The sequence below is a fragment of the Myxacorys chilensis genome (assembly GCF_059505265.1).
In genome coordinates this window covers 1-19,982 of record NZ_JCACKG010000244.1, presented here as the reverse complement: position 1 = coordinate 19,982, position 19,982 = coordinate 1, and the positions used below count along the sequence as shown (strand labels likewise).

Genomic DNA, 19,982 nt, shown 5'->3' with positions numbered 1-19,982 from the left:
ATCTCCAGTAGTTTGCTGGATGCCTCATGCCTGAAGGATTTATCAAGCGAGTCGGAAACCGAAAAACGCTGGCCTATCCCACGATCGATGAGATTGCGGGTTTATCTGAGGCGTTGGCATCTGCTCAATCGCAATCGCTTTCAGGAGTTGCCGCGATCGCACTCAGCGCTTTGAGGGTCGTTACTTTAAGCGATACCTATGGACTGATCTACGCCGATAGCAGCATTCGTGATCACGCATTCTCTGTGTTGGCAATTACGAAACAAGCGTTTAGTTCAGGCGCTTCTGCTAGCGCTGTAATTAGTGATCGCATTAGTGACCCGTACTGGAACTGGGATATTCGCAAACCGATTTACTTGGGGCAAAGCGGACAACTAACTCAAACCTTCCCCGCAACTGGATTTGTGCGACCAGTGGCACAAGCACTCAGCCCGACTGAAATTTTATTCTCCCCTGAAGAGGCGATCGTATGGCAGTAAGTAACGTCTTTCTAGGACTGGTTAATAACGTCCGAACCTTTATTACGGCAATCTCTCAAAGCGCGGGCGTAGCAGATGCCAACAAAATTGTTTCGACTGATTCAACCGGAAAACTGCATGTCTCTCTAATGCCAACCGGCGTTCAGGTAGAGGCGATATCAGTACCAACCTCAGAAGTACTTTCCGCAGGCGATTTTGTCAATCTCTACGACGTTTCTGGAACTCTAACTGCCCGCAAAGCAGACGCGAGTAACGGTCGAGCAGCGCGGGGATTTGTTTTGGCGGCGGTAACGTCAGGCATGGCGACGGTCTACCAGGAAGGGTTAAATACTGCTGTTTCTGGGTTGTCTAACGGAGTAAACGTATATCTTGGCGCTGCTGGAGCTGCAACCGCCACAGCACCAAGCTATGTCAGCGGTCAGATTTATCAGGAGTTGGGGTATACAACCTCCACTGCTGCAATTTTCTTCCAGTACTCTAGCCCCATCCCCTTCCAGTAATGGCGACTAGCATTCTCGCCTTAGTCAACAATGTCAAAAGCTGGATCTCTGCGATCGCGGTATCGGCAGGAATTGCTGACGCGAGCAAGGTTCCACTGACAAACGGTAGCGGACTGCTCGATAATTCGTTTGTCAATTGGGCAGCCCCAAGCGCAATCGGGGGCACAGCAGCAAACACGGTTCGAGGCTCTCAATTTACGGTTACAGGCGCATCGGGGAGCACCAAGGATTTTCGTTGGTTTACAGGCAGCGTCCCGTTGTGGAATCTTTTTTCCAATTCGTCCGACAATCTGGTTTTATCCTACTACGATGCGGCGGGGGCTTATTTGGGTGACGCCCTGAACGTCAACAAGTCCACCGGCGTGATCACATTCGGCAAGACGAATATCTTCACGCCGACTCAAACCTTTAGTGCAGGACTGAGCAGTGCAGGCTCGATCACGGTTACAGGTCAGCAAGTTGCTCTTGCTCCTACCACACCTTCGGCAGGTGGGGGATTTAGGTACGATTACACTTCAGGCGCTTCGGTCGCATTGGTCAGTGTTGGTCCCGGGAGCAACCTCCAGTTTGCTCATGCTGCATCTGGCACACCGATGAGCTGCATCTACAATTCCGGTAGTCCACTTGGGTTGCAGGTTAGCAACACAGGCGTAGCTCAGGGCTATGTTTTGGTGGGCACAAACACAGCATTTAGCTCTACAGATCGATTGCAGGTATCGGGCAACATTGCTGCATCTGGAAATGCGTCGATCGGGGGGACGCTCAAAGTTAGCAGTGGTGGATCGACGATTAGCCGCATTCTACTAGCAGTATCTTCAGCACTCGACACAATTAGCTTTGCGGCGACAGAAACAAAGACAGTCACGGTGGCAAGAACGGGCGCAACAGTGGGCGATCAGGTCAACGTTAATCCATCGTCCGCGACGCCAAATACAAATTTTAATGTGTATGGGTATGTGTCCGCCGCAGATGTTGTAACCGTTGTGGCATACAACCGCAACACAACTACATCTCAAATCTTCTCAGGCAACGTTAGAGTCTCAGTAATAGGATAGAAAAATGATTGGAATTATTGATCCGAGCAATGTTCTAGTTGATAGCGTTAATTTCGGTGCTGTCGCAGACACAATCGCCAACAATCCTAAGTTGGCTTCTGCGATTCAAACCGCTTTGCAGCAATGGTGGGAAACAAAGCAACAAGAATTTGAAGCTGAGAAAGCTGAGATTGCAGCCCAGAAGCAGCCAGCGATAGATAGCGCGATCGCAGCTCTGAAGGAACAGCACAATGCTGAAATAGCAGACTACACAACGCAAATCGAATCGTTAACGGCAGAACTAGACGCCCTCAAGAATCCGCCGCCGCCCGTTGAGAATTGGGCTGGCTTGGCAGGTGCGCTGATCAACTCCCCACTGCTCCTAAAAGTTCAACAAGTGGGTATGTCATCAGGAGCCGCAAACATGGGATACACCAGTTTGGGGTTTGTGCTGTTCGGTATTCGCTCCTATGAAAGGTTTGTTGCTACCGTAAACGTGATCCGACTGGCATTGGCAGCAGTGGGTCAAGATTTTACGACGGAAGAATTAGAATTGCTCGATCGGGCACTGGTTGAAAATGGTTTCCCTACACTGGAAATTGTCAACTAATCATAAGCAATTCAAATGGGTAATGAGTGCGATCGCGGGTGATCACTCTCATCACCGTTTAGCGATGTAATCCAAATTTAGTCCTGGACTAAAAACAGCTTATTGAGAATGACTAGAAGTGCTTCTCTGTAATGCTTTGATGTTGGACCATTTGCGTAAAACTCTGCCATCGCAGCAGAAGTCCAAGCAAAAATAACCCAAGCTAGGGTCTGAAATCCTTGATTTCTCGTTAAAGGCTGGTAGTCCAGCAGAGTTTGGACTAGACTGAATTCTCAATAAGCGAATGAGAAGCGATGCTTATTAATAAAAGCAGCCATAAGTTTTAATCTACAGTCGTAGGTTAATATTCCTGCCTCAAAATGTTAATAACTGATTTTGGGCAGAAATCAAATGGGCATCGGAGGATATCGGGAAGGGTCAGGGCGAAAACCAGAATGGAGTTCTCCGGTTGAAAGAATCCGGCTTCCGATCGATCAGCATGAATCGCTTAAAAGAATCGCTAAAGCCATTGACTGTGGTGAAAATCTGATTGTTGTCCCAGAATCGGAATTAGAAAAAGCGATTTCTGACATTCTCAAGACAGTTCCACCAACTAAGCGATCGTCGGTGGCGCGTTTGTTCAATCGATTGAAGGGCGTGATTGGCATGAGCAATAGGTAAGGTCTCCAGAACGGAACCCTCCCGGTACTCCATTCAGTTTGATATTGGAACAGATGTTCACGACCGATGAAAGGATTGATGCCCTCTACGGTTCTTTAGATGAAGCTGTGCTGCGCAGAACGCGCCAGAGTGTTGCCCTAATGTTTTTCTACAGACTGCGACGACAAGACTACATCAAAGCGCAAGAAGATCCCGCCCAATACAAACTTAATCCTGAGCGAGAAGTATCAGCTTCGTGATGTCAGACAGTCCCCAAACGGCGATTCCTTCGTTAGGCTGAAAGGAACCTTCCACTCATCCCTATGAACCGCACGATCGTCTGGTTTCGTCGAGATCTCCGAGTTGCAGATCATGCGCCACTTCATCGGGCAACTCAGCGAGGAGCGGTGATTCCCGTGTTCATTCTGGATCGGGCGTTGCTGCATCATCCTGAAACCGCAGCCGCACGGGTCGCCTTTATGCTGGAAAGCTTGCGATCGCTCGATGCTGACCTGCAAGCGCGAGGAGGACGATTGATTGTACGATCGGGCGATCCTGTCGAAGTGCTACCTCAACTCATTCGGGAAACTCAAGCAGAAGGGATTTACGCCCACATCGACTTTGAGCGCATTTACGGTCGGGTGCGGGATGCCCGTCTCAATCGAGCCTTAACCCAACAGCAACTCAAAATTCGCTGGTTTGAGCCATCGGGCACCGTTTCTGAACTCGTGAGTTCACAGCACTATCGGGAAGTGTGGAACGCCGACATGAAAGCGGCGATCGTTCCCACTCCACTCCAATTTCACGTTCCACCAGAGATATCGAGCGAACTTATTCCCTCCCTCGAAGCAGTCGGACACCTCAATGATGGCAAACCTACTCCGCCTGCCAGCACTCAAGCAGCCCGACACCTGCTGCAACAGTTCATCCAGGAAAAAACAACGCGCTATTACTGGCAGCTTTCTTATCCCAGCGCAGAAGCAACATCGGGGCTAAGTCCGCACATCAAATTCGGGGTCATCTCATTGCGAGAATGCTATCAAACTGTGCAATGCTTGAAGGACAGCCCAGATGAGCGGATTCAGCGCAGTCGCCAGCAGTTTGTCTCTCGCTTACGCTGGAATAGCGGGTTCACGCAGCGATTTCGCTATCTGCCTCAGCTAGAAGTAAGGTCGCTCTACCCAGGGTTTGATGGAGACGAGGAGTTTGATGAGACGTTGTACCAGGCGTGGCAACAAGGACAGACAGGCTTTCCGATAATTGATGCAGCAGCTCGTTGTCTGCTGGCAACGGGTGGATGGCAAACGCTCAACTTCCGAATCCGTGCCTGCTATGCCAGTTTTCTAAGCAATTTGCTGGGTATCAACTGGCGCTATGGGGCGCTTCACTTCATGCGGCATTTGATTGATGGGGACTGTCCGATCGATCACTACCAGTGGGCGATGCAGGCCGGTATTACCGCAGCCCTCAACAAAAGTTGGACGCGCATCTACAACCCTGGGCAAATGGCCGTCGAGCGCTTTGATCCAGAGGGGCAGTTCATCAAAAAGTGGGTGCCAGAACTGAGGCACACTCCGACTGCACATCTGGAGTTACCGCTTCTGGTCAAGAACTATCCTGCGCCCATCGTGGACTATCAACAGGCGAGGATGCGACGAGTCCAGCACCTGAAACAACAGCGGCAGGCGTTTATCGAGCAGGAAAACATTGTTCCTTACCTCACCCGTTTACCCAGGAGCCTCATGCCGTTTGGAGCGGATCGCTATGAGAGCGAAGTCCGTTGGGCAATGCTTCCCGACCACGACCTGTTTCCGGCAGCTCTTGACCTAGATACGTTGGATCTAGAGCAAGCAAAAGCCCTACGAACCTGGTTTACAGTTCCGGGTGGAGTCAATCGTCAGGCAGTTCCTCGTGCCACAGAACCGTCTTTGCAACAGACTCAATTAACCCTGCTGTAGCTCCTCCCTGGACTCTTCTCGAACACTACCACATAGGAGATGTCTGCTTTTCCAAAATCAAATTGTTCTTGATTGCACTGCCAGGAGCGCCCACTGGAGGATGATTCAAACCACTAAGATAGGTGAGATTCCACCCTCTGATATCACGCCCTCATTATGTCTTACTCCTTCAATCGCGATGAAGATGCAACGCTGGTCCAGGCGGTTCAAGAAAACTTACAACAAATGTCAGTGCAACTTGGACAACCGCAGGATGCAGATGCCATTCAACACCTCTATCAAACCGCTCAAGCACTCCTCAGCCATCTTTCTCCTGATCCATTGACGCTAGCGCGAGTCGCTGGAGTGTTGCTGGTCTACCAACTGTCAGACACAGACCCAAGCGAAGAGAAGTGGTTTAAGTCTGAGCTACAAACCTGTTCTGATGGGGAGGCGATCGAAGAGTTAGTGGATTCACTTTCTCGCCCCGATTCTTTATGATGTTCAAGGTTTTATGAGTCGAGAGTCCGCTTCCGTTCAAGTCAGCTCGGTCAGGGAACCGCAAACAGCACGACCCTAGGCTCCCTGGTTCTTCGTGCCTACATCGATCATCATCTCCGACTGGGAGCGTGGAGTGTGCAGTCCCAAATTGACGTTTATACAAACGATTAAGTCCTCGAGGCACAATAGGCAACTGAAAACTGCGAGATAGGTCATCCTGATTGGGAATGCTAGTTAATATGGCAAACGCTAAGCTACCAACACTTTAGATATGTCGCTCATCTTATGGCAGCAATTCTGTAGTGATTACGCTGTTAGAGAAATCGGTGTTCCACTATTCAATACGAGTGAAAACGTTGTTAAAACAATGCCGTATGGTCCCAGTGGACGGCGGTTGCTGCAACGCTCTGCTGATATGGAATCTTTGGTCATTCATGAGGTGGGCAAGGTCCTGCACGATTTTAAGCAGGGTGAGAACGTTTATGAGGGACTGATTTACTTGATGTTCTGGCAGCAGGATCATCAAATTATTCCTCTTTACATTGGCAAGTCTGAAAAACATGGGAAGCAAGGCAGGAACTTGTCGGCTAACATCAAGAATATCGCTGGCAATAAGGCTAAATTTTGCCGTTGGGGTGATGCCTATGCTTATCATATTGGCGACTTAAGTGCGGTGGTCTGCCCTGACCATGCTTCTGAGAGGATGGCTCCAAAATACAAAAAATGGGCCGCGAAGCTGTTTGAGTCTTTTCCCTCCTGTGAGCCAGTCCTGAAGCATGAAATTTACTTCTGGATTCATGCTTGGAAAACAGGAACAATCGGCGTTTGGAAGGAGTTAGGTTCTACTCGTCTGACGTCGTTGGAGTATCAACTGATTGCGATCGCCAGTGCGGCATTTCCTGAATTCCTCCTGAATACAGACGGCGTGAACGGCAATGAGCAGGTGTGAGAGTCTCGCCTTAGTATCGTGTGTGGGCAAGAAGGGCACCCAACCGAGTGCCGCGAAAGACTTATATCAGTCGGATTGGTTCTTCAAGGCGAGAAAATATGTTGAACAGCAAGGCTTGGACTGGTGTATTCTCTCTACGAAGTACGGGCTAGTGCATCGCGATACGGTCATCGAGTCTTATGAACAAACTCTAAAAGTGTTGCCAGCAAATCAACGTCGGCAATGGTCAGAAGATGTCCTGAACCAAATTTTCCAGGATTATTCAGAGGTAAAATTAATTCGTTTGTTTGCTGGTGAATATTACAGGCAGTACTTGGTCACGCGGTTAGAGGAAGCTGGATATACGGTTGAAGTGCCCCTAAAAGGGTTAGGAATCGGTCAGCAGCTATCCTGGTTCAAGTCGCACACCCAAGTCAACGTGTGAAAGACGCGGATGTTGCGTTGTGACTTCATTGTGCCGTCAATCCCTAATGATCAAGCCGTTTCGTCACTAGAGCATTCAACCACCGACCCTGACTCCGATGTCTGCGATCCTCAGTCTGCCATAGGTCGACAATGTTCAGATGGGGATGGGCACTCATTGCTTCGCCTAGACGCGCTTCATCAAAATCATTGAAGAAGCGCCCTTCGTACCACCGTTCGCCGTTGCCTAATTTAAACGACAGATACCACATTCCGTTTGGCTTCAGTGCCCGCTCAAATCGCTGAAAGACCGAATGAATTTGGTTAGAAGAAACATGTAACAACGATGCACATGCCCAAGCTCCATCAAAGCAGTTCTCAAACGCCATGCCCTCAAACGTCATCAGCAGCGTGGTCCGTCCCGTGAACTCTGAACTAAGCTGCACCATTGCTTCTGATGCATCGATCGCACTGACCTGATACCCCAGGTCAAGAAATGCTTTGGTGTCCCGTCCTGAACCACAGCCCGCATCTAGAATATGACTGCCAGGAGCAAGCCAACTCAGAAATGGCTGGTATAGCTCCTGCATATCAAGGTCGACCGTCTGTTCGAAGAAGGCGAGCGCTTGCCGGTTGTAGTAGTCAATGGTCATCTTCAAAATGCAGCAGGATATTCAAACTCTGGCTGCCACGTATGAATGAGAAGCCGCGTCGCCTCATTGTAGTGGGTTTGCAGGAACGATCGTCGCTGGGCTTCATCTCTGCCTGTTTGAGCGATTAGGGTTTCTTTCAGAGGATGTAGGCTCGTAATCAGAAACTCGTTGCGCTGATGCAGCCGTTTTAGCAGATGCAGGGCAGGCACACGATAAAACTTACCTCTTTCGCCACGATTGCAGGTTTGGCAGGCAAGCACAAGATTCCACACCCCATTAATGTTTGGAATTGCACTAACGCGAATCAGGGTGTGCGGTAGGAAGTGATCCACATCGGCTAGGTCAAGCGACCCTTCCTCGATCGAGATTTCATTAAAGCAGTAAAAGCATTTGCCTTTTTGATAGCCGTTTAATCCGCTGCGGCAAGAGGTAACAGACTTACGCCGCATTTTAAGCGTTTCAGGAACAAGCAAGCCATTGAACTCACGGTATTCAACATCGACGAGATGCGTGGACAGGTCTAGCTGCCATGCGGTTTCAACCAGCCGCCAGCGAGCTTCGACTTCATGCGGTAAGTTTTGAAATTGGTACTGCTCAAGAAGCTGGAATAGGCGATCGCTGATATCGATTCCCTTAGCTCCGCGTCTCTTGCCGTGGAAGAAGCGTTCGGGAATCTCACTCGATCCAACGACGTGAAAGGCATCAATGACGTTCTCAAATCCCTGTCGAACGGTAATGTCAATCAGTTGCTGCTGAGTCAATGTGCCACGGTTGAAAGCTCGGCAAGAGTGCAGAAACTGGCTGGATGAACTACTGCCCTGCTTGTCACGTTGCTGCAAATGCTCGGTGATATGTCGGGAGAAGGGACGAGCCAATTCTTCCCAAGTCACGAAGCTCTTGCCGGATGGAGCGAGTTCTAGCAAGGATTTTGCTAGCGCAAACTTATAGGTTGCAGAATTGCGACCAAACAGAATGATGGAACGCCAATAATCTTCAAGGGTTGGGGAGATATTTGTAAACTCAATCATCTCAAAAGTGGCTTGCTTAACCTGTTCTAACAAAATGGGCAGCGATTCATTCGTAACTCTCACTCGTCACTCATTGAGCCTTCTCCCATCGGATTCTCGACTCCTTAAACCGAATCATCTTTCCACCCACATTCCTGACAGTCCCAATGCACTCGTGCTGGAGTGGTTTGAGTCATTGATCGCTCACAATCAGGACAGCGTTCCGTAAACAGGGGATGCCAATCTAGCAGCGCCAGTTGTTGCGCTCTCGTCCATCGTTGAACTGGATCGATCAGGATCTCACCGCCATAATACGCAGCTCCTTCCGGCTCCCACCATTCACCCGCTGGAAGTGAAGTATCTAATTCAAAGTCGGGACATCGAGCATCCTCAATTTTGTGAGGGTGAACGGCGCAAGGCAGATGAGGGTTGCGAGTATTGTACTGACACTGATTGCATTGGAAGGGAAAGTGAGCATCGTTCGGTTCACTCATAAATTTTTATTCTGGTTTCTCAATCATTCGCAGTTCTTGTGTTGCAAAGCCTGGTTCTATTTACCCTTGCTTGTGAGAGGCTAACATCGGCACTCTGGGCAGAAATCAGTACTACGCCCCGCCGCTTACCGCTCCAGGTGTTTCCGGTTTCAGCGAGTGCTAGCCTCGCCCCAATTTTGTCAAATCGCCGCTTGCTACACGTCATTGAGATCGTGCCTCAACTCTAACGCGGCAACCCGCTTCACGAGTGATTCAACTGAGTTAAGGTCAGTGCGCCTCAAATATTGACCAATCGCTTCCTGCACTCCCTCACGTTCACTCTTGCCCGTCGCTTGGCAGATCCCCTCACGTTGATCTTTCCAAGCTTGAGGAATCCTAGCTCCGACCATCGGCTTCTGACCCTTGCCCATGATTTCACTGCGAACTCAGTTAACTCGCTTTGGTTAAGATGCCCACGCGCAAGAAGAAGGTAGCGAGTTGGATTGACGATCGCGCACTACATTCTAAGTTGGGGCAATCTAAGGCAAACGGAATCTAGTTTGCAAAGAGAAGCACAGGGTTATGGGTAGGAGCTACTGGAACGTGATTTACGTTGACAGAGATCCAAACGATCCCTACCAAGGTTGGGGATGGGTAGAAGTCACAACAGAGGACGCTAAACGATTCGGTATTCCTACAGGGTATCCGTATACATACTTGATATCTCGATCTAATCCAATCAACCTTCCTAATAACGGCAACCTTCCGTATAGAGGCAAAGTGGGTGCGAAGAAATTCACACTGAACCTGGATGGAGAACTGGTGACGATCAGAGCGCAAAAGTCTTTAACTATCCCAGCAATCTGTGCCTGGATTAAAACTTGGGCAAGCCCAACCGCAAAACTTGTGACTCCGGGCAACAGAACTCACTCTCTGGATGGCGAGAAGCTAAGCCATCAAACTCACTTCGTTTACTTTATTCTGAACGAAGATAGCCATGCGATTAAGATTGGTCGAGCAACAAATTTGGCAAAACGGATGAGATCACTTCAAACAGCGAGTCCAGCCGAGTTGAAACTGCTGAAGTCAATACAAGTGGATGGAGCTAAAGCAGCTCAAGCGCTAGAACAATCCCTACATCGACAGTTTAGTGACATTCGACTGACTGGTGAGTGGTTCAAAGCTGAAGCCGATCTTCTCCAGTACATTAGCCAGCTTTAACATTTTTTCCACATTTGCTCTTACCTGCGATCGCGCCCTAAATTCTAGTTTTCGGTTTCTCCAACGGGACTGACTCTAAGCCTTACACAACAAAATGGACGAAAACTCTGACACTACTTCATGAGGTCGTTCCAAACAGTCTCTCGCTGTAAAACGCACTGTCGGCACGCCCGCTCGGAGCAGCACCCGATCACGGGCATAGTCTCGAATAGACTGCCCTTCTTCCAAGTGGTGCTGACCATCCACCTCCAAAATCATGCACTTGCCTTGGTAGAACACCATGAAGTCAGCTTCTACTCGCCCAGTGAGCTGGTCGTTGCTAACGACGCTGCCTTGAAGTCCAACTCGTCCACGAACGTTGGCAAAGAATAGCAGTCCGGTTCGGTTGAGGGCCTCTGCAATTCTTACTTCAGCTTCCGAGCGTAAGTACAAGCCACCCCACTCTCTGGTGTAGTTCCCGCTTGCTCCAGTCTCTGCATTTTGCTGCTCAGATCCGGTTTCAGGCACAGTTAAAGACGTTCCTGCAATCAGGGTTTCGATTTGAGGTTTCAGTTGACCTGCACAAAATATCCGCCATTGGTGTTGGGTGTTCGCTCCACCCGGTTGACCGGCATAAGCCAAGTGAAGCAGCTCCCCGACTTCTAAGTAGAATCCAGGGCGGGTTTTGTTATACAGTTTTTGACGAAGCGTTTGCCTGAACTGCCGTCCTTGTTTGGCATCAAGACTTCGGTATCGCGGACTGAAGGCGACAATCACGTCCAAAAGTTTGCCCGTAGACACTTGAAAGCAGTTTGGTAGTTTGCCGCCGATCGCCACTAAAGCATTGCTTTGAGTATTGTGTTCGTTCCCTTCAAGGTCAAGGTTAAAGGTTGTGCCGTTCGAGGTGTTTGAGTGCATGTGTTGTCCCCAGAGCCTTTCTCCAGAGTTCCCACGAGCAGAATTTCTCAAACCGAGAACGTGCAGGAGTCCTTAAGGTGTTCTACGACGAGTGCGATCCTTTGGATCTTGGCAAAGCCAATCGTTGGGTTTGCAAGGTGTGCGATCCTTCGGAACTTGGCAAAGCCAATCGCAGCAACGACCAAACACCAAACCGCTGGCAGACAGCTCACCACGGTGACGACTTCCATAAACAGTTAGGGCTACCACCAAACAAGCCTTAAACCTTGCAGACTGGCTTCGTGTCGATTGACAAAAAATATCTGATCGCGCCTTTTTTTCTTGCGCTTATTGAGAATTGCAGGTGTTCTTGACGAATATCTTGGCCGTGAGAATCATGGGTGAAGTGCGAGACATCGAGTAGTGTGGAGGCGGATATGGCAAGCACCTGGAATACAGAGTATTACGACATTATGAGCTTCTTCTACTGGGAACCCCAGCACCTCGGTAAGAAGGGTTATCCAGAAAGTAAGTACCAGAGCGTCAAAGAGGTAATGGATCATCTCAAGGCTATGGAAGTCAGTCTTAATCATCAGTTCAATCTTTTCTTTCGCCTATTGCCGGAAAGTCTGTATCTGCACTTCTTCCGGTCTGTCATTTCAGGTTTGGTAGAAGAGAACTACCACTATCAAAGTTGTGAAGAGGTGGAAGGTTTGGGACTGAATGATGCCACTCAACCGGATATGCTTTTTGTCGGCAGCAAGTCTATCATTGGTGTTGAGCTCAAGATAAGGGCTAAGACAACCGTTGAGCAAGTCCTGAAGTATGCCATGCTTTTCTACTTTGAACAGAGACACAGTGGATTGGCTAAAGAGTGCAACCTCATCTTCTTTGCTCCTGGAACTTTTGGTGAGTTGTTTAGAGAACCCGTTGTCAGTATTGAGGCGTTGAAGAGCAGTTTTTCGGTCGATATGCTGCCAAATACTACCAGGAAAGGGGGTATCAACTTGATGGCTCATAAGGAGACGATCGTTGAACTGGCTAGATCGATGAGGATTGGGTTTGTCAGCTATTCTGAGGTCTATACTCGTTTGAATGACTTGAAGTTGGGAATAGACAAGCTTTCGCCCTACTCTGATGCACCGCTGAAATTGATTGACGGGATGCTGAACGAACTTGAGATGAGAGGGCTTCATGCTTGTTCAAAGATGGAACCACCGCTTTAGTCGGATAGGGTACGCCTAATCCTGATTTTGCGGTAGCTGAGTCTTACTCATACCTCACCTTCTCGATCGCTTTGGGAACCTTAATGGTGTCCCCTCACCTCTACATGCTGGTGCCTGACGCTGAAACGATTCTCGATGCTACCGATCTTGCTCGTGACGCTGGATTCACGGGTGCAAGCGATCGTCCATTAATTGCGGTAATTTTCTTTGCGCTGCTCTGCCTTGGCTTGTGGCTTGCCACTCAGCAAAAAGAACCTTGGAAGCTCTAACGATGCACTATCGAGATCGGAGCGACATCAATCCATACCAGCATTGCCGCAACAGAACAGTTGTTATTCCTTGTCATGGCTTCCCAAGCACTGCTGTTGCCAGAGCGTAAAAGGAAACCCTGGCTTCTGCCTGTTGATAGTGCGAGAAACTGGGTCTTTGCCTCAATCAGGACACAGGCTCAGCAAAGTTTCGTTTGTTTGCCCAAGCAGTATCAGTACGGGTTGCTACTCCAACAAGCAGAAATGCGATCATCTCTCACAGACCGTTTGATTCACCGTACAGCCATTGCCTATAATCGCTTCGGAGCCAGATAGCGAACCCAGGATAGTCGTATGAGAAAAGTGCGCCAGGGCGATGCTTCATCTTAGAGGCTTTCACAGGGGACTCCATCGCGATCCCCATCGAGACGGAAGGGGTCGCCAGGATAGGCCCGAAATACGGCATCGACCTGCGCTCTGCTCCCAAAGTCAGAGCAGTCACAATCCGAATTGACGCACGCTGGAAATTGTTGTGCTGCTGGCTTCGGCTTTTGTGTCGAGGATGGTGGCTTTTGTCCCCCATTCCCTCGCCGAAACTCCCACGGCATCACTGGGCTCGGTTGATTCCAAAACCCAAGTCTTTGCGATTGCGCGAGTCGTTCAGCTGCCAAATACTGATTTTCGTTGCCTGCACACCCTTTGAGATACTGGCGGTAAACCACAGCCGCACCCGACTGAACTAGGGCCAAATTAATCGATCGAGTGCCGACGAATACTTCTCCCACCGTTCGGTTGTATTGGTCCTTCTCAACCTCATGAATCCGAACTGACTGCCCGATCGGGAGAAGACCTTTCAGTTTAGCGGTCGATTGGGTGCCCCAAGGAGTCTGAGCCTTTTCCGGTGCGTCCACACAGGCGAGTCGGATTATCACCCTGCGGTTGCTTTGCTGCACGGTCAGAGTGTCTCCATCTCCGATCGAGACCACTTTAGCGGTCATGTCTGCTTGTGCAGGGAATTGAAGGGCGAGAAAGTTGGCCAGTATCGCGGCGCTGATAGCAAGTGATGCGCTGGATGTGATGCGTCTCATGCAAGGGTGTGTGAGTCTACAGGACTAGCGTGCCCAAGTTTAAGCTTGATTCACTTTAGCAATAGGCTGCAACATCTTCACCGCACACATCAGCCAAGTAGCAAAGCGCTTTGAACCGCAAACCGACGACTTGCTCATAGAACGGGTTCAGTTTGCACATGGGGGGAATGTGGAGTAGAACCCGACCGAAGCAGCGAATATCGCGCTCAAACGGGCATTGAGCCGGGATGAGACGACAGAAGAAGTGGGCTGTTTCTGAATTGTGGATCTCGATCTCGTCGAGTTTTGCAGCGATGGGCTGAAGGAGGGAAGCGACGAATTTGTTGGAGGTGAGGTGCAACATAATCGGTCTCCTGAATGCTTGTTGTAGAGCAGTGTGGCGTTGTCTGATACTGATTTATACGGTTAGAACTGGAATATTATGCAAGGATTGTAATCTCGTGATGATTTAATCCACACGTTAAGGTCAAGGCATTCCGTGTTGGGAGTGACACTCATGTAACTGGCTGACCGAGGTGAATGAGAGGCTAACAGGCAACTAGATGTCAGTGATTTTTTTGGGAAGACTAAAGAGTCTGTTACATGACACGATCCCCCGACTGTAACGACGAATTCTCCATCACCCCATGCAATCTTCTCAATGCAACTCGGAACCACAAGCATCTGTTAGCAGTGAGAGACTCTGCATGATGCTGAGAAATCAGAGATATAAAAAGAGTTCCTAGATGGGCATTCTTTGTCTGTACATCACTCAATGCCCATCATGCAGAATAAACTCATTGTTGGCAGATTATTCCTGGTAACCTCCTTTCTACCTGCCCTCTCCCAATCTCAAGAATAACGATGAGCAACCACATGGAATGGGCGGACTGGCAGTATGTCTCCTTGAGTAACAGGGAGCGCCTTCCAAACGCCTCTGGCGTATATGTTGTAGTGGATGCTCAAAACTTTGTCTGGTACGTTGGACAGGCTAAAGATCTGAGAATTCGCTGGTCCGGTAGAAACCATCATAGGTATCCTCAACTAATCCGCACAAACCGTAAGCTGGAACACAAGATTTACTGGCATCTTTTTTCAACCGATGAACTGAACGAAAAAGAACAGTTTTATATCAACTTGTTCAACCCCGAACTGAATGGTTGTAAGGTCAAGACTTATCTTCCAAAACAGCCACAGGTTGACCGCGAAATTAAGCGACTGTTTAAGGTGTTGAGTAAAACAACAATGCTTTTTCCTGTGATTCGCTCAATTATTGTGGGTGAATATGAGGATGAAGAGGGTACGTGCTGTATTCTGACTGTCATCAGCCTCAATGATTTCAGCATTCTTGGAAACTCTGCAACTAAACGGAACTCACCTGAAGTCAGAAAAGCTTGGTGCGGTCGCAGAACCTACTGCGGAAGAGATGAGGCGCATTACCACAATCACTCAATCCCCATGTACAGCTTTAAGGGGCAGAAGTTTGAATTTATTGCAGTATTTGAGCTTCTACAGTATCTGGAAAACCCAGATGCCTATGCAGAATGCGTAGAAGTTGTTCAGATGTTTGACACTGAGGTAAAGGCCTTGAGGGACTTAAGCATTCTCGATGCTCTATCTCTAGAGGAGGAATACACCTTCTCCTGCAATGGCAAAAAGACCTTAAAGGATACTGCATATCTCAACTACCGTAAACCGTTGTTGACGTCGCTGCTGAAGCCAGTTGCTCAACCTCGAACAAAGCACGCAGAAATCTACCCTACTTGATCATTAAGCTGGATGTTGCGTAACCCGCCATTGACTGTACAAGTTCAGCACTTTGTAGGAGCTGCTTAAGCTATGCATGCTTTTAAAGAAATAAGCCTAGACCACACGTAAAGCTTAGCCGAGGCCATGAGTTAAACTCAGCATAGTGAGTTGGCTTTTGGCAATGGAACAATCAGATCTTGATCTAGGGTTAGCGGCATTTCAGGCTCAGAATTATGCTGAAGCGCTCCGCTTGTTGACCTCGATCGCACAAGCGGGACATGCCGAGGCTCAGTGCATGATTGGAAATATTTATGATTTAGGACTGGGTGTAGCTCAAGACGTGTCGCAGGCGATGCACTGGTATGAGCAGTCAGCCAAGCAGGGCTACGGCGTCGCGTCGAACAATCTAGGGTCGATCGCGCTTCGAGGCTATGCCGATGTTTCACCTAACCCAGTAGAGGCGGAACGCTTCTTCCGACAAGCAAGAAAGCAGGGATTTGAACACGCGCCTGTTTCTGCCCAGTGTTTGAAGGCATGAAGGTTGAAGGAGAGGTCGAAGAGGTAAGCCACGATCGAGCTACGAATTAACGCTTGTTAAACCACACTTTACTCTTTTTGCCGAAGATTGACTTGCCAAGCTCTAGTGGACTCAGTGAACAGTGCCTTCAGGATTTACGGAACTGCCTCATTCCGTAATGAAGCAACTAGTATCATTGTTAGAATTGCTACATACAGTCACTGTGGATCAGCGTGAAATTGAGCATCATAATCGAGTGCTTCGTGCCTACTTTGAAGGTCGAAACTGGGACAGAAATGGCGAATACGCCCTGAAGCGGAAACTTGTCTTATCTAGCACTCAATTGCTCCCTAACTATTCGTATGTGATTGAGGACGAATGGGAGGTAGAACCTGGTCGAACGGATAAAGGACGTGGAGACCTAGTGTTTACTGACGGGGACGGTTGTTTTGCCGTCGTTGAGGTGAAGTGGATTGACCTTGTGAGTACAGGACGCACTGGTTCAACTAAAAGAGCGAGTAATCGCAAGAAACGACGAGCCGTGGAGGAACAAGCGATCAGCTATGCCAGAATCTACGCAGAACTGGCTTGTAGTGAGCTAGACCCTGTAAAGCGGGTGGAGGCAGTGATGTTTACGAATGAATACGATCGCCCGTTCTTACTACACACAATTAATCTTCAAAAACCATCTCATTAGTAGAGCGTTAAGGTGTTACTCGATTGTGCACACAGACAGATAATCCCAATACAAGTGCCCAACTATCTGCTCTGTTGGAGCAGGAACGCGGGGTGAAGCTGAGCCCAGACCTAATAGCTTACTGATTCAAGAGTGCGGCTCAGCTCACGTCTAGCTGCCGTTTATGATCATGGTCAATACTGTCTTCATTGTTTCCTAGCCCAAGCGCATTCCACCACCGCAGAGGGAACCTGATTTGCCAAATCGATTGCAGTCAGTTGATTACTGATTGCTTCTTGGATGACAGTTTCTGCATACGATCGCGCACCGTCTCAACAGTCAATCGCAGTCGGCTCCATAATGAACCGCCTGCACTTTGGCTTCTGAATTCACATCAGCGCACCATTGCCCGTGATGCAGCCAGACCATAACTGGATGGTAGAAAAGCACGACTGCGATCGCCAGAGCGCTTACTGTGGTGACTGAGATGAGCAGGGCTATCAAAAGCCTCTTCGGGCGAAGTGTAAGGGGTGAGGGGCGTCCGGTCATTGAGGGGATGAGGGGTAAGGAACGGTTTGATTATGCCCTCAATATCGCGGACAAAGCACTAATTCTGAGTTTCCACAAATAGCCGTATCGATTGCGATTCGCCCACGGATCGGCCTTAAATACCTGATAATTGCCGAAATTGTGGGCCCAACCGGGACGATTGGAATGGTGCAAGTCGCATAAGGGAAAGATCTGCCAGAGCGGAATTTCAAACCCTGGTATCGGCAGGCTGTAACCCCACAAAATCGGAATCAATGACAATCCGAAGAGGGAAAATGGAGTAATCAGAATAACAACCAGAGAAATGATTACTACTGGATAGACGATGGGACGCCGTAATAAGCGTGATGAGCATCGGTAGCAGAGGCTGAGCAGCAAACGCACTTGCCACAAGTAAGGGACTTTGCCCATTTTGCCGTCTTGCGCCATTTCTGAGGATGGTAGCGCTTGAGAGCGTTGGGATTGCTAACCCACCCGCCACGTTTCAGAGAGAATGAGCGGCTGTTTAGATTGGGCGCTGATGGTGAGATTTTCTACGAAAAAGGAAAGTTACATCCAATAATTAACTAATAATGTGAGTCATCTTCACACCTGCTCCTTAAAAAGCTCCCTAACTTTCCTTAATTTATGGCCATCGACCCACTTGAGGTGAACGGATAGAGTAAGGGTGTTCTGAAGAACGAAAGGGCAACACCCAATCCACAGGACACTCATAAAGCTTCCAACAACTTAAAACGGCTTTTGCTAACCATCTCGAACTTCATCTACAGCGGTAGTGGATGCTCGCTTTGGTGGCTAGTTTACCCTGCTTAGTTTTGGTTGCTCCAACCTCTTTTCGGACATAAAAACACTTCACCTCTATTGTTTAAGGAGATTCAGACATGAAGACGCATCAAAGAGCTTTAGCTCAAAAAGCATTTCTGGCAAGCTGCATGTTGTTTGGTGTACTGCTGTCAGTTGGGGCACATGTACAAAGCAGTTCAGCCCAAACGAGTGACAATTTCTCGATGATCATCTCATCCGATACCCAATATCCCTGGACAGCCCGGACAGATGCCGAGGATCCAACCGAAACCGAAGAGCAAAAAAAGTCAGGTTCCATCACTGCAAATCAAAATCATCTCGCCAGCATGAATGCGCTAGCACAGCAAGTCGGTAATGTGAAAGGAATGATTTTGAATGGGGACATCACGGCGTACGGTCATGATTGGCAGTTAGATAAGTACAAGGATATTTGGAAAAACCTTTCTGTTCCTATCTATGCGGGGCTTGGCAACCACGATTATGCTAACAACATTAAGGTTGGCAATAGTAACCAGGGCTGCTACCAAAACGGTTGTGGTATCCGCATGGTCGAGTATATCCGGGATGAGATTCGCAAACGCAATGTCCGCAGCTTTGACTATCGAGAGAGTAACAGCTACAAGTTCCCGGAAGTTCGTACCGAATACATTGGTAGCCTTGCGTATTCCTGGGATATTGGCAATGTCCACTTTGTGCAGTTGCACAACTATCCTACCTATCAACAGACGTTTGAGGGCTTTGATGCCAGTGCAGCAAAACGTAAGATTGTTCGAGTTAAGCAAAGCTTAGATTGGCTGGAAGCAGACTTGACTCAGGCCAGAAATGAAGGTAAAGCGATCGTCTTGAACTATCACGATTCTGATGAACACTGGAAAGATGGGTATGACGAGGCTACCAGAGAGTCACTAAAATCCCGTTTCGCGAACATCCTGAAAAAATACGACGTGTCAGCAGTTTTTGTGGGACATTACCATGGAGTGATTGGTAAAGCGAACCCAGGGAATGATTTTGCGACCACGGTTTACGGATCGGTGCCTGTGTTCTATTCCGGTTCAGCTTCTCAGAGCAAATATCTGCTGGCGCGGTTTCAAAACGGACAAATGACGGTAGAAAAAATTAGTAGCGCCAATGGCGGAGTATCCAGCACGAGTGATGGGACATACGCCCTCAAAGCGGGTGCTCCTTCAACACCAATTGCGCCTGCACCAAAATCGGGAGCGCTCACATTTTTCAACGAAGGGGGTTATGTAGCGCGTTATAAGCTGACCTATACATCTGGAGGAAAGGAGCAATCATCCAGTACGGGAAATTTGGCGTTGGGCAATAAGAAATTGTATGAGTTGCCAGCCGATGCTACAAATATCAGTATCCGTGGCGAAGTCAAAACTGGACTTCTTTGGGAACCGTGGCGCGACATCTTCAACAAGAAGATCAATCATCCTCGTGGAGCACAATGCTATAAGACCTATGGCACAACCTTGAATGCTAAATGGAACAATAGCTGTAGCTAACCGGAACAATATTGGTACATAGAAAAAGCGACAAAACGAGACGATTGTTTCAGTCAAACCTCAAACACCGCAGGGATAGCCTTTGCGGCGTTTTCATTTGTAGAGTAACACTGAACCCACTTACGAAACGATGGTTTACATCAGCTCGGTTGCCACGGATGCGGTTTGAACATAACGTGATTTTTCAGCGAACGTGCATAAGCACAAAATTACGAACGTGTTTCTCTTCAGAAGCTGAAAAACATTCGCTCGAACCAGGAGAAACAACATGCTACGTCAAATCGCTCAGGTATCTGCTTTAACCTGAGTTCGGGTTAAGCGGGAAGTAGCAGATTGTGGTCAAGTGCGATGGAC

The 19,982-nt window shown here is 48.7% G+C and carries 27 protein-coding genes; 17 read left to right on the top strand and 10 right to left on the bottom strand.

Translation table 11 applies throughout. The annotated features are described in order from the left end of the window. Positions 1-26: 26 nt before the first annotated feature. The 10 genes from AC5JLB_RS25280 to AC5JLB_RS25235 all read left to right on the top strand — a co-directional run bounded on the left by AC5JLB_RS25280 (position 27) and on the right by AC5JLB_RS25235 (position 7,073). Positions 27-479 (top strand): hypothetical protein, encoded by a 453-nt coding sequence (locus AC5JLB_RS25280; protein WP_495876592.1) that lies wholly within the window; start codon positions 27-29, stop codon positions 477-479. Next, positions 470-979: a hypothetical protein gene (locus tag AC5JLB_RS25275; protein ID WP_495876591.1), complete on the top strand. Its 510-nt coding sequence runs from the start codon at positions 470-472 to the stop codon at positions 977-979. Before AC5JLB_RS25280 ends, AC5JLB_RS25275 begins: the two co-directional genes overlap by 10 nt. Next, positions 979-2,034: a hypothetical protein gene (locus AC5JLB_RS25270; RefSeq protein ID WP_495876590.1), complete on the top strand. Its 1,056-nt coding sequence runs from the start codon at positions 979-981 to the stop codon at positions 2,032-2,034. Before AC5JLB_RS25275 ends, AC5JLB_RS25270 begins: the two co-directional genes overlap by 1 nt. A 4-nt stretch (positions 2,035-2,038) precedes the next feature. Further along, positions 2,039-2,623 carry a hypothetical protein gene (locus AC5JLB_RS25265; RefSeq protein WP_495876589.1) on the top strand — a complete coding sequence of 195 codons (585 nt, stop codon included), beginning with the start codon at positions 2,039-2,041 and terminating at the stop codon, positions 2,621-2,623. A gap of 390 nt (positions 2,624-3,013) precedes the next feature. Next, complete coding sequence (locus tag AC5JLB_RS25260) at positions 3,014-3,283, top strand: hypothetical protein (protein WP_495876588.1); 270 nt, start codon at positions 3,014-3,016, stop codon at positions 3,281-3,283. Positions 3,284-3,336: 53 nt separating this feature from the next. Beyond that, complete coding sequence (locus tag AC5JLB_RS25255; protein ID WP_495876587.1) at positions 3,337-3,522, top strand: hypothetical protein; 186 nt, start codon at positions 3,337-3,339, stop codon at positions 3,520-3,522. Positions 3,523-3,585: 63 nt separating this feature from the next. After that, positions 3,586-5,220 (top strand): cryptochrome/photolyase family protein, encoded by a 1,635-nt coding sequence (locus tag AC5JLB_RS25250; RefSeq protein ID WP_495876586.1) that lies wholly within the window; start codon positions 3,586-3,588, stop codon positions 5,218-5,220. A gap of 156 nt (positions 5,221-5,376) precedes the next feature. Continuing rightward, the gene (locus tag AC5JLB_RS25245; protein ID WP_495876585.1) at positions 5,377-5,700 is read left to right on the top strand and encodes a hypothetical protein; all 324 of its coding nucleotides are present in this window, start codon (positions 5,377-5,379) and stop codon (positions 5,698-5,700) included. A gap of 271 nt (positions 5,701-5,971) precedes the next feature. Next, entirely contained in the window at positions 5,972-6,649 is a 678-nt protein-coding gene (locus AC5JLB_RS25240) for a hypothetical protein (protein WP_495876584.1), read from the top strand. After that, positions 6,636-7,073 (top strand): DUF6884 domain-containing protein, encoded by a 438-nt coding sequence (locus AC5JLB_RS25235; RefSeq protein ID WP_495876583.1) that lies wholly within the window; start codon positions 6,636-6,638, stop codon positions 7,071-7,073. The genes AC5JLB_RS25240 and AC5JLB_RS25235 overlap by 14 nt, the downstream gene beginning before the upstream one ends. Before the next feature lie 43 nt (positions 7,074-7,116). On the opposite strand, the gene AC5JLB_RS25230 is transcribed toward AC5JLB_RS25235, so the two are convergent. The 4 genes from AC5JLB_RS25230 to AC5JLB_RS25215 all read right to left on the bottom strand — a co-directional run bounded on the left by AC5JLB_RS25230 (position 7,117) and on the right by AC5JLB_RS25215 (position 9,615). Further along, positions 7,117-7,704 (bottom strand): class I SAM-dependent methyltransferase, encoded by a 588-nt coding sequence (locus AC5JLB_RS25230; RefSeq protein ID WP_495876582.1) that lies wholly within the window; start codon positions 7,702-7,704, stop codon positions 7,117-7,119. A 2-nt stretch (positions 7,705-7,706) separates the two neighbouring features. After that, on the bottom strand, positions 7,707-8,795 hold the full coding sequence (locus AC5JLB_RS25225) for an HNH endonuclease family protein (protein ID WP_495876581.1): 1,089 nt from the start codon (positions 8,793-8,795) through the stop codon (positions 7,707-7,709). 41 nt (positions 8,796-8,836) lie between these two features. Beyond that, on the bottom strand, positions 8,837-9,205 hold the full coding sequence (locus AC5JLB_RS25220) for a hypothetical protein (protein WP_495876580.1): 369 nt from the start codon (positions 9,203-9,205) through the stop codon (positions 8,837-8,839). Between the two features lie 194 nt (positions 9,206-9,399). Next, positions 9,400-9,615 carry a hypothetical protein gene (locus tag AC5JLB_RS25215; protein WP_495876579.1) on the bottom strand — a complete coding sequence of 72 codons (216 nt, stop codon included), beginning with the start codon at positions 9,613-9,615 and terminating at the stop codon, positions 9,400-9,402. Positions 9,616-9,787: 172 nt separating this feature from the next. On the opposite strand from AC5JLB_RS25215, the gene AC5JLB_RS25210 reads away from it, so the two are divergent. Then, a complete protein-coding gene (locus AC5JLB_RS25210) occupies positions 9,788-10,405 on the top strand; it encodes a GIY-YIG nuclease family protein (protein WP_495876578.1) in 618 nt (205 codons plus the stop codon). A gap of 75 nt (positions 10,406-10,480) precedes the next feature. Here the strand turns inward: AC5JLB_RS25210 and AC5JLB_RS25205 are convergent, their stop codons facing one another. Both AC5JLB_RS25205 and AC5JLB_RS25200 read right to left on the bottom strand, forming a co-directional pair. Beyond that, positions 10,481-11,302, bottom strand: coding sequence for an endonuclease domain-containing protein (locus AC5JLB_RS25205; protein ID WP_495876577.1), 822 nt, complete (start codon positions 11,300-11,302; stop codon positions 10,481-10,483). A 47-nt stretch (positions 11,303-11,349) separates the two neighbouring features. Continuing rightward, positions 11,350-11,532, bottom strand: a complete 183-nt coding sequence (locus AC5JLB_RS25200) for a hypothetical protein (RefSeq protein WP_495876576.1) — start codon at positions 11,530-11,532, stop codon at positions 11,350-11,352. Positions 11,533-11,718: 186 nt separating this feature from the next. Between AC5JLB_RS25200 and AC5JLB_RS25195 the strand changes: the two genes are divergently transcribed. Both AC5JLB_RS25195 and AC5JLB_RS25190 read left to right on the top strand, forming a co-directional pair. After that, positions 11,719-12,507: a hypothetical protein gene (locus tag AC5JLB_RS25195; RefSeq protein ID WP_495876575.1), complete on the top strand. Its 789-nt coding sequence runs from the start codon at positions 11,719-11,721 to the stop codon at positions 12,505-12,507. 83 nt (positions 12,508-12,590) lie between these two features. Continuing rightward, the gene (locus tag AC5JLB_RS25190) at positions 12,591-12,776 is read left to right on the top strand and encodes a hypothetical protein (RefSeq protein ID WP_495876574.1); all 186 of its coding nucleotides are present in this window, start codon (positions 12,591-12,593) and stop codon (positions 12,774-12,776) included. Between the two features lie 365 nt (positions 12,777-13,141). Here the strand turns inward: AC5JLB_RS25190 and AC5JLB_RS25185 are convergent, their stop codons facing one another. Continuing rightward, positions 13,142-13,753 carry a thermonuclease family protein gene (locus AC5JLB_RS25185; protein ID WP_495876573.1) on the bottom strand — a complete coding sequence of 204 codons (612 nt, stop codon included), beginning with the start codon at positions 13,751-13,753 and terminating at the stop codon, positions 13,142-13,144. Between the two features lie 145 nt (positions 13,754-13,898). Next, positions 13,899-14,186 carry a Mo-dependent nitrogenase C-terminal domain-containing protein gene (locus AC5JLB_RS25180; RefSeq protein ID WP_495876572.1) on the bottom strand — a complete coding sequence of 96 codons (288 nt, stop codon included), beginning with the start codon at positions 14,184-14,186 and terminating at the stop codon, positions 13,899-13,901. A 500-nt stretch (positions 14,187-14,686) separates the two neighbouring features. Here AC5JLB_RS25180 and AC5JLB_RS25175 point away from each other — a divergent pair, with 500 nt between their 5' ends. The 3 genes from AC5JLB_RS25175 to AC5JLB_RS25165 all read left to right on the top strand — a co-directional run bounded on the left by AC5JLB_RS25175 (position 14,687) and on the right by AC5JLB_RS25165 (position 16,785). Beyond that, entirely contained in the window at positions 14,687-15,589 is a 903-nt protein-coding gene (locus tag AC5JLB_RS25175) for a GIY-YIG nuclease family protein (protein WP_495876571.1), read from the top strand. A gap of 163 nt (positions 15,590-15,752) precedes the next feature. Continuing rightward, positions 15,753-16,109 carry a tetratricopeptide repeat protein gene (locus AC5JLB_RS25170; protein WP_495876570.1) on the top strand — a complete coding sequence of 119 codons (357 nt, stop codon included), beginning with the start codon at positions 15,753-15,755 and terminating at the stop codon, positions 16,107-16,109. Between the two features lie 157 nt (positions 16,110-16,266). Beyond that, positions 16,267-16,785 carry a hypothetical protein gene (locus AC5JLB_RS25165; protein WP_495876569.1) on the top strand — a complete coding sequence of 173 codons (519 nt, stop codon included), beginning with the start codon at positions 16,267-16,269 and terminating at the stop codon, positions 16,783-16,785. 318 nt (positions 16,786-17,103) lie between these two features. Here the strand turns inward: AC5JLB_RS25165 and AC5JLB_RS25160 are convergent, their stop codons facing one another. Further along, positions 17,104-17,268: a hypothetical protein gene (locus AC5JLB_RS25160; protein ID WP_495876568.1), complete on the bottom strand. Its 165-nt coding sequence runs from the start codon at positions 17,266-17,268 to the stop codon at positions 17,104-17,106. A gap of 75 nt (positions 17,269-17,343) precedes the next feature. Beyond that, positions 17,344-17,742: a hypothetical protein gene (locus AC5JLB_RS25155; RefSeq protein ID WP_495876567.1), complete on the bottom strand. Its 399-nt coding sequence runs from the start codon at positions 17,740-17,742 to the stop codon at positions 17,344-17,346. Positions 17,743-18,194: 452 nt separating this feature from the next. Between AC5JLB_RS25155 and AC5JLB_RS25150 the strand changes: the two genes are divergently transcribed. Further along, a complete protein-coding gene (locus AC5JLB_RS25150; RefSeq protein ID WP_495876566.1) occupies positions 18,195-19,628 on the top strand; it encodes a thiol-activated cytolysin C-terminal domain-containing protein in 1,434 nt (477 codons plus the stop codon). Positions 19,629-19,982: the final 354 nt, after the last annotated feature.

Bases quoted from the DNA above. Each gene is read 5' to 3' on its own strand.
- AC5JLB_RS25280 (WP_495876592.1), top strand. From the start codon at position 27: ATGCCTGAAGGATTTATCAAGCGAGTCGGAAACCGAAAAACGCTGGCC.
- AC5JLB_RS25275 (WP_495876591.1), top strand. From the start codon at position 470: ATGGCAGTAAGTAACGTCTTTCTAGGACTGGTTAATAACGTCCGAACC.
- AC5JLB_RS25270 (WP_495876590.1), top strand. From the start codon at position 979: ATGGCGACTAGCATTCTCGCCTTAGTCAACAATGTCAAAAGCTGGATC.
- AC5JLB_RS25265 (WP_495876589.1), top strand. From the start codon at position 2,039: ATGATTGGAATTATTGATCCGAGCAATGTTCTAGTTGATAGCGTTAAT.
- AC5JLB_RS25260 (WP_495876588.1), top strand. From the start codon at position 3,014: ATGGGCATCGGAGGATATCGGGAAGGGTCAGGGCGAAAACCAGAATGG.
- AC5JLB_RS25255 (WP_495876587.1), top strand. From the start codon at position 3,337: ATGTTCACGACCGATGAAAGGATTGATGCCCTCTACGGTTCTTTAGAT.
- AC5JLB_RS25250 (WP_495876586.1), top strand. From the start codon at position 3,586: ATGAACCGCACGATCGTCTGGTTTCGTCGAGATCTCCGAGTTGCAGAT.
- AC5JLB_RS25245 (WP_495876585.1), top strand. From the start codon at position 5,377: ATGTCTTACTCCTTCAATCGCGATGAAGATGCAACGCTGGTCCAGGCG.
- AC5JLB_RS25240 (WP_495876584.1), top strand. From the start codon at position 5,972: ATGTCGCTCATCTTATGGCAGCAATTCTGTAGTGATTACGCTGTTAGA.
- AC5JLB_RS25235 (WP_495876583.1), top strand. From the start codon at position 6,636: ATGAGCAGGTGTGAGAGTCTCGCCTTAGTATCGTGTGTGGGCAAGAAG.
- AC5JLB_RS25230 (WP_495876582.1), bottom strand. From the start codon at position 7,704: ATGACCATTGACTACTACAACCGGCAAGCGCTCGCCTTCTTCGAACAG.
- AC5JLB_RS25220 (WP_495876580.1), bottom strand. From the start codon at position 9,205: ATGAGTGAACCGAACGATGCTCACTTTCCCTTCCAATGCAATCAGTGT.
- AC5JLB_RS25215 (WP_495876579.1), bottom strand. From the start codon at position 9,615: ATGGGCAAGGGTCAGAAGCCGATGGTCGGAGCTAGGATTCCTCAAGCT.
- AC5JLB_RS25205 (WP_495876577.1), bottom strand. From the start codon at position 11,302: ATGCACTCAAACACCTCGAACGGCACAACCTTTAACCTTGACCTTGAA.
- AC5JLB_RS25200 (WP_495876576.1), bottom strand. From the start codon at position 11,532: ATGGAAGTCGTCACCGTGGTGAGCTGTCTGCCAGCGGTTTGGTGTTTG.
- AC5JLB_RS25195 (WP_495876575.1), top strand. From the start codon at position 11,719: ATGGCAAGCACCTGGAATACAGAGTATTACGACATTATGAGCTTCTTC.
- AC5JLB_RS25190 (WP_495876574.1), top strand. From the start codon at position 12,591: ATGGTGTCCCCTCACCTCTACATGCTGGTGCCTGACGCTGAAACGATT.
- AC5JLB_RS25185 (WP_495876573.1), bottom strand. From the start codon at position 13,753: ATGACCGCTAAAGTGGTCTCGATCGGAGATGGAGACACTCTGACCGTG.
- AC5JLB_RS25180 (WP_495876572.1), bottom strand. From the start codon at position 14,186: ATGTTGCACCTCACCTCCAACAAATTCGTCGCTTCCCTCCTTCAGCCC.
- AC5JLB_RS25175 (WP_495876571.1), top strand. From the start codon at position 14,687: ATGAGCAACCACATGGAATGGGCGGACTGGCAGTATGTCTCCTTGAGT.
- AC5JLB_RS25170 (WP_495876570.1), top strand. From the start codon at position 15,753: ATGGAACAATCAGATCTTGATCTAGGGTTAGCGGCATTTCAGGCTCAG.
- AC5JLB_RS25165 (WP_495876569.1), top strand. From the start codon at position 16,267: ATGAAGCAACTAGTATCATTGTTAGAATTGCTACATACAGTCACTGTG.
- AC5JLB_RS25155 (WP_495876567.1), bottom strand. From the start codon at position 17,742: ATGGCGCAAGACGGCAAAATGGGCAAAGTCCCTTACTTGTGGCAAGTG.
- AC5JLB_RS25150 (WP_495876566.1), top strand. From the start codon at position 18,195: ATGAAGACGCATCAAAGAGCTTTAGCTCAAAAAGCATTTCTGGCAAGC.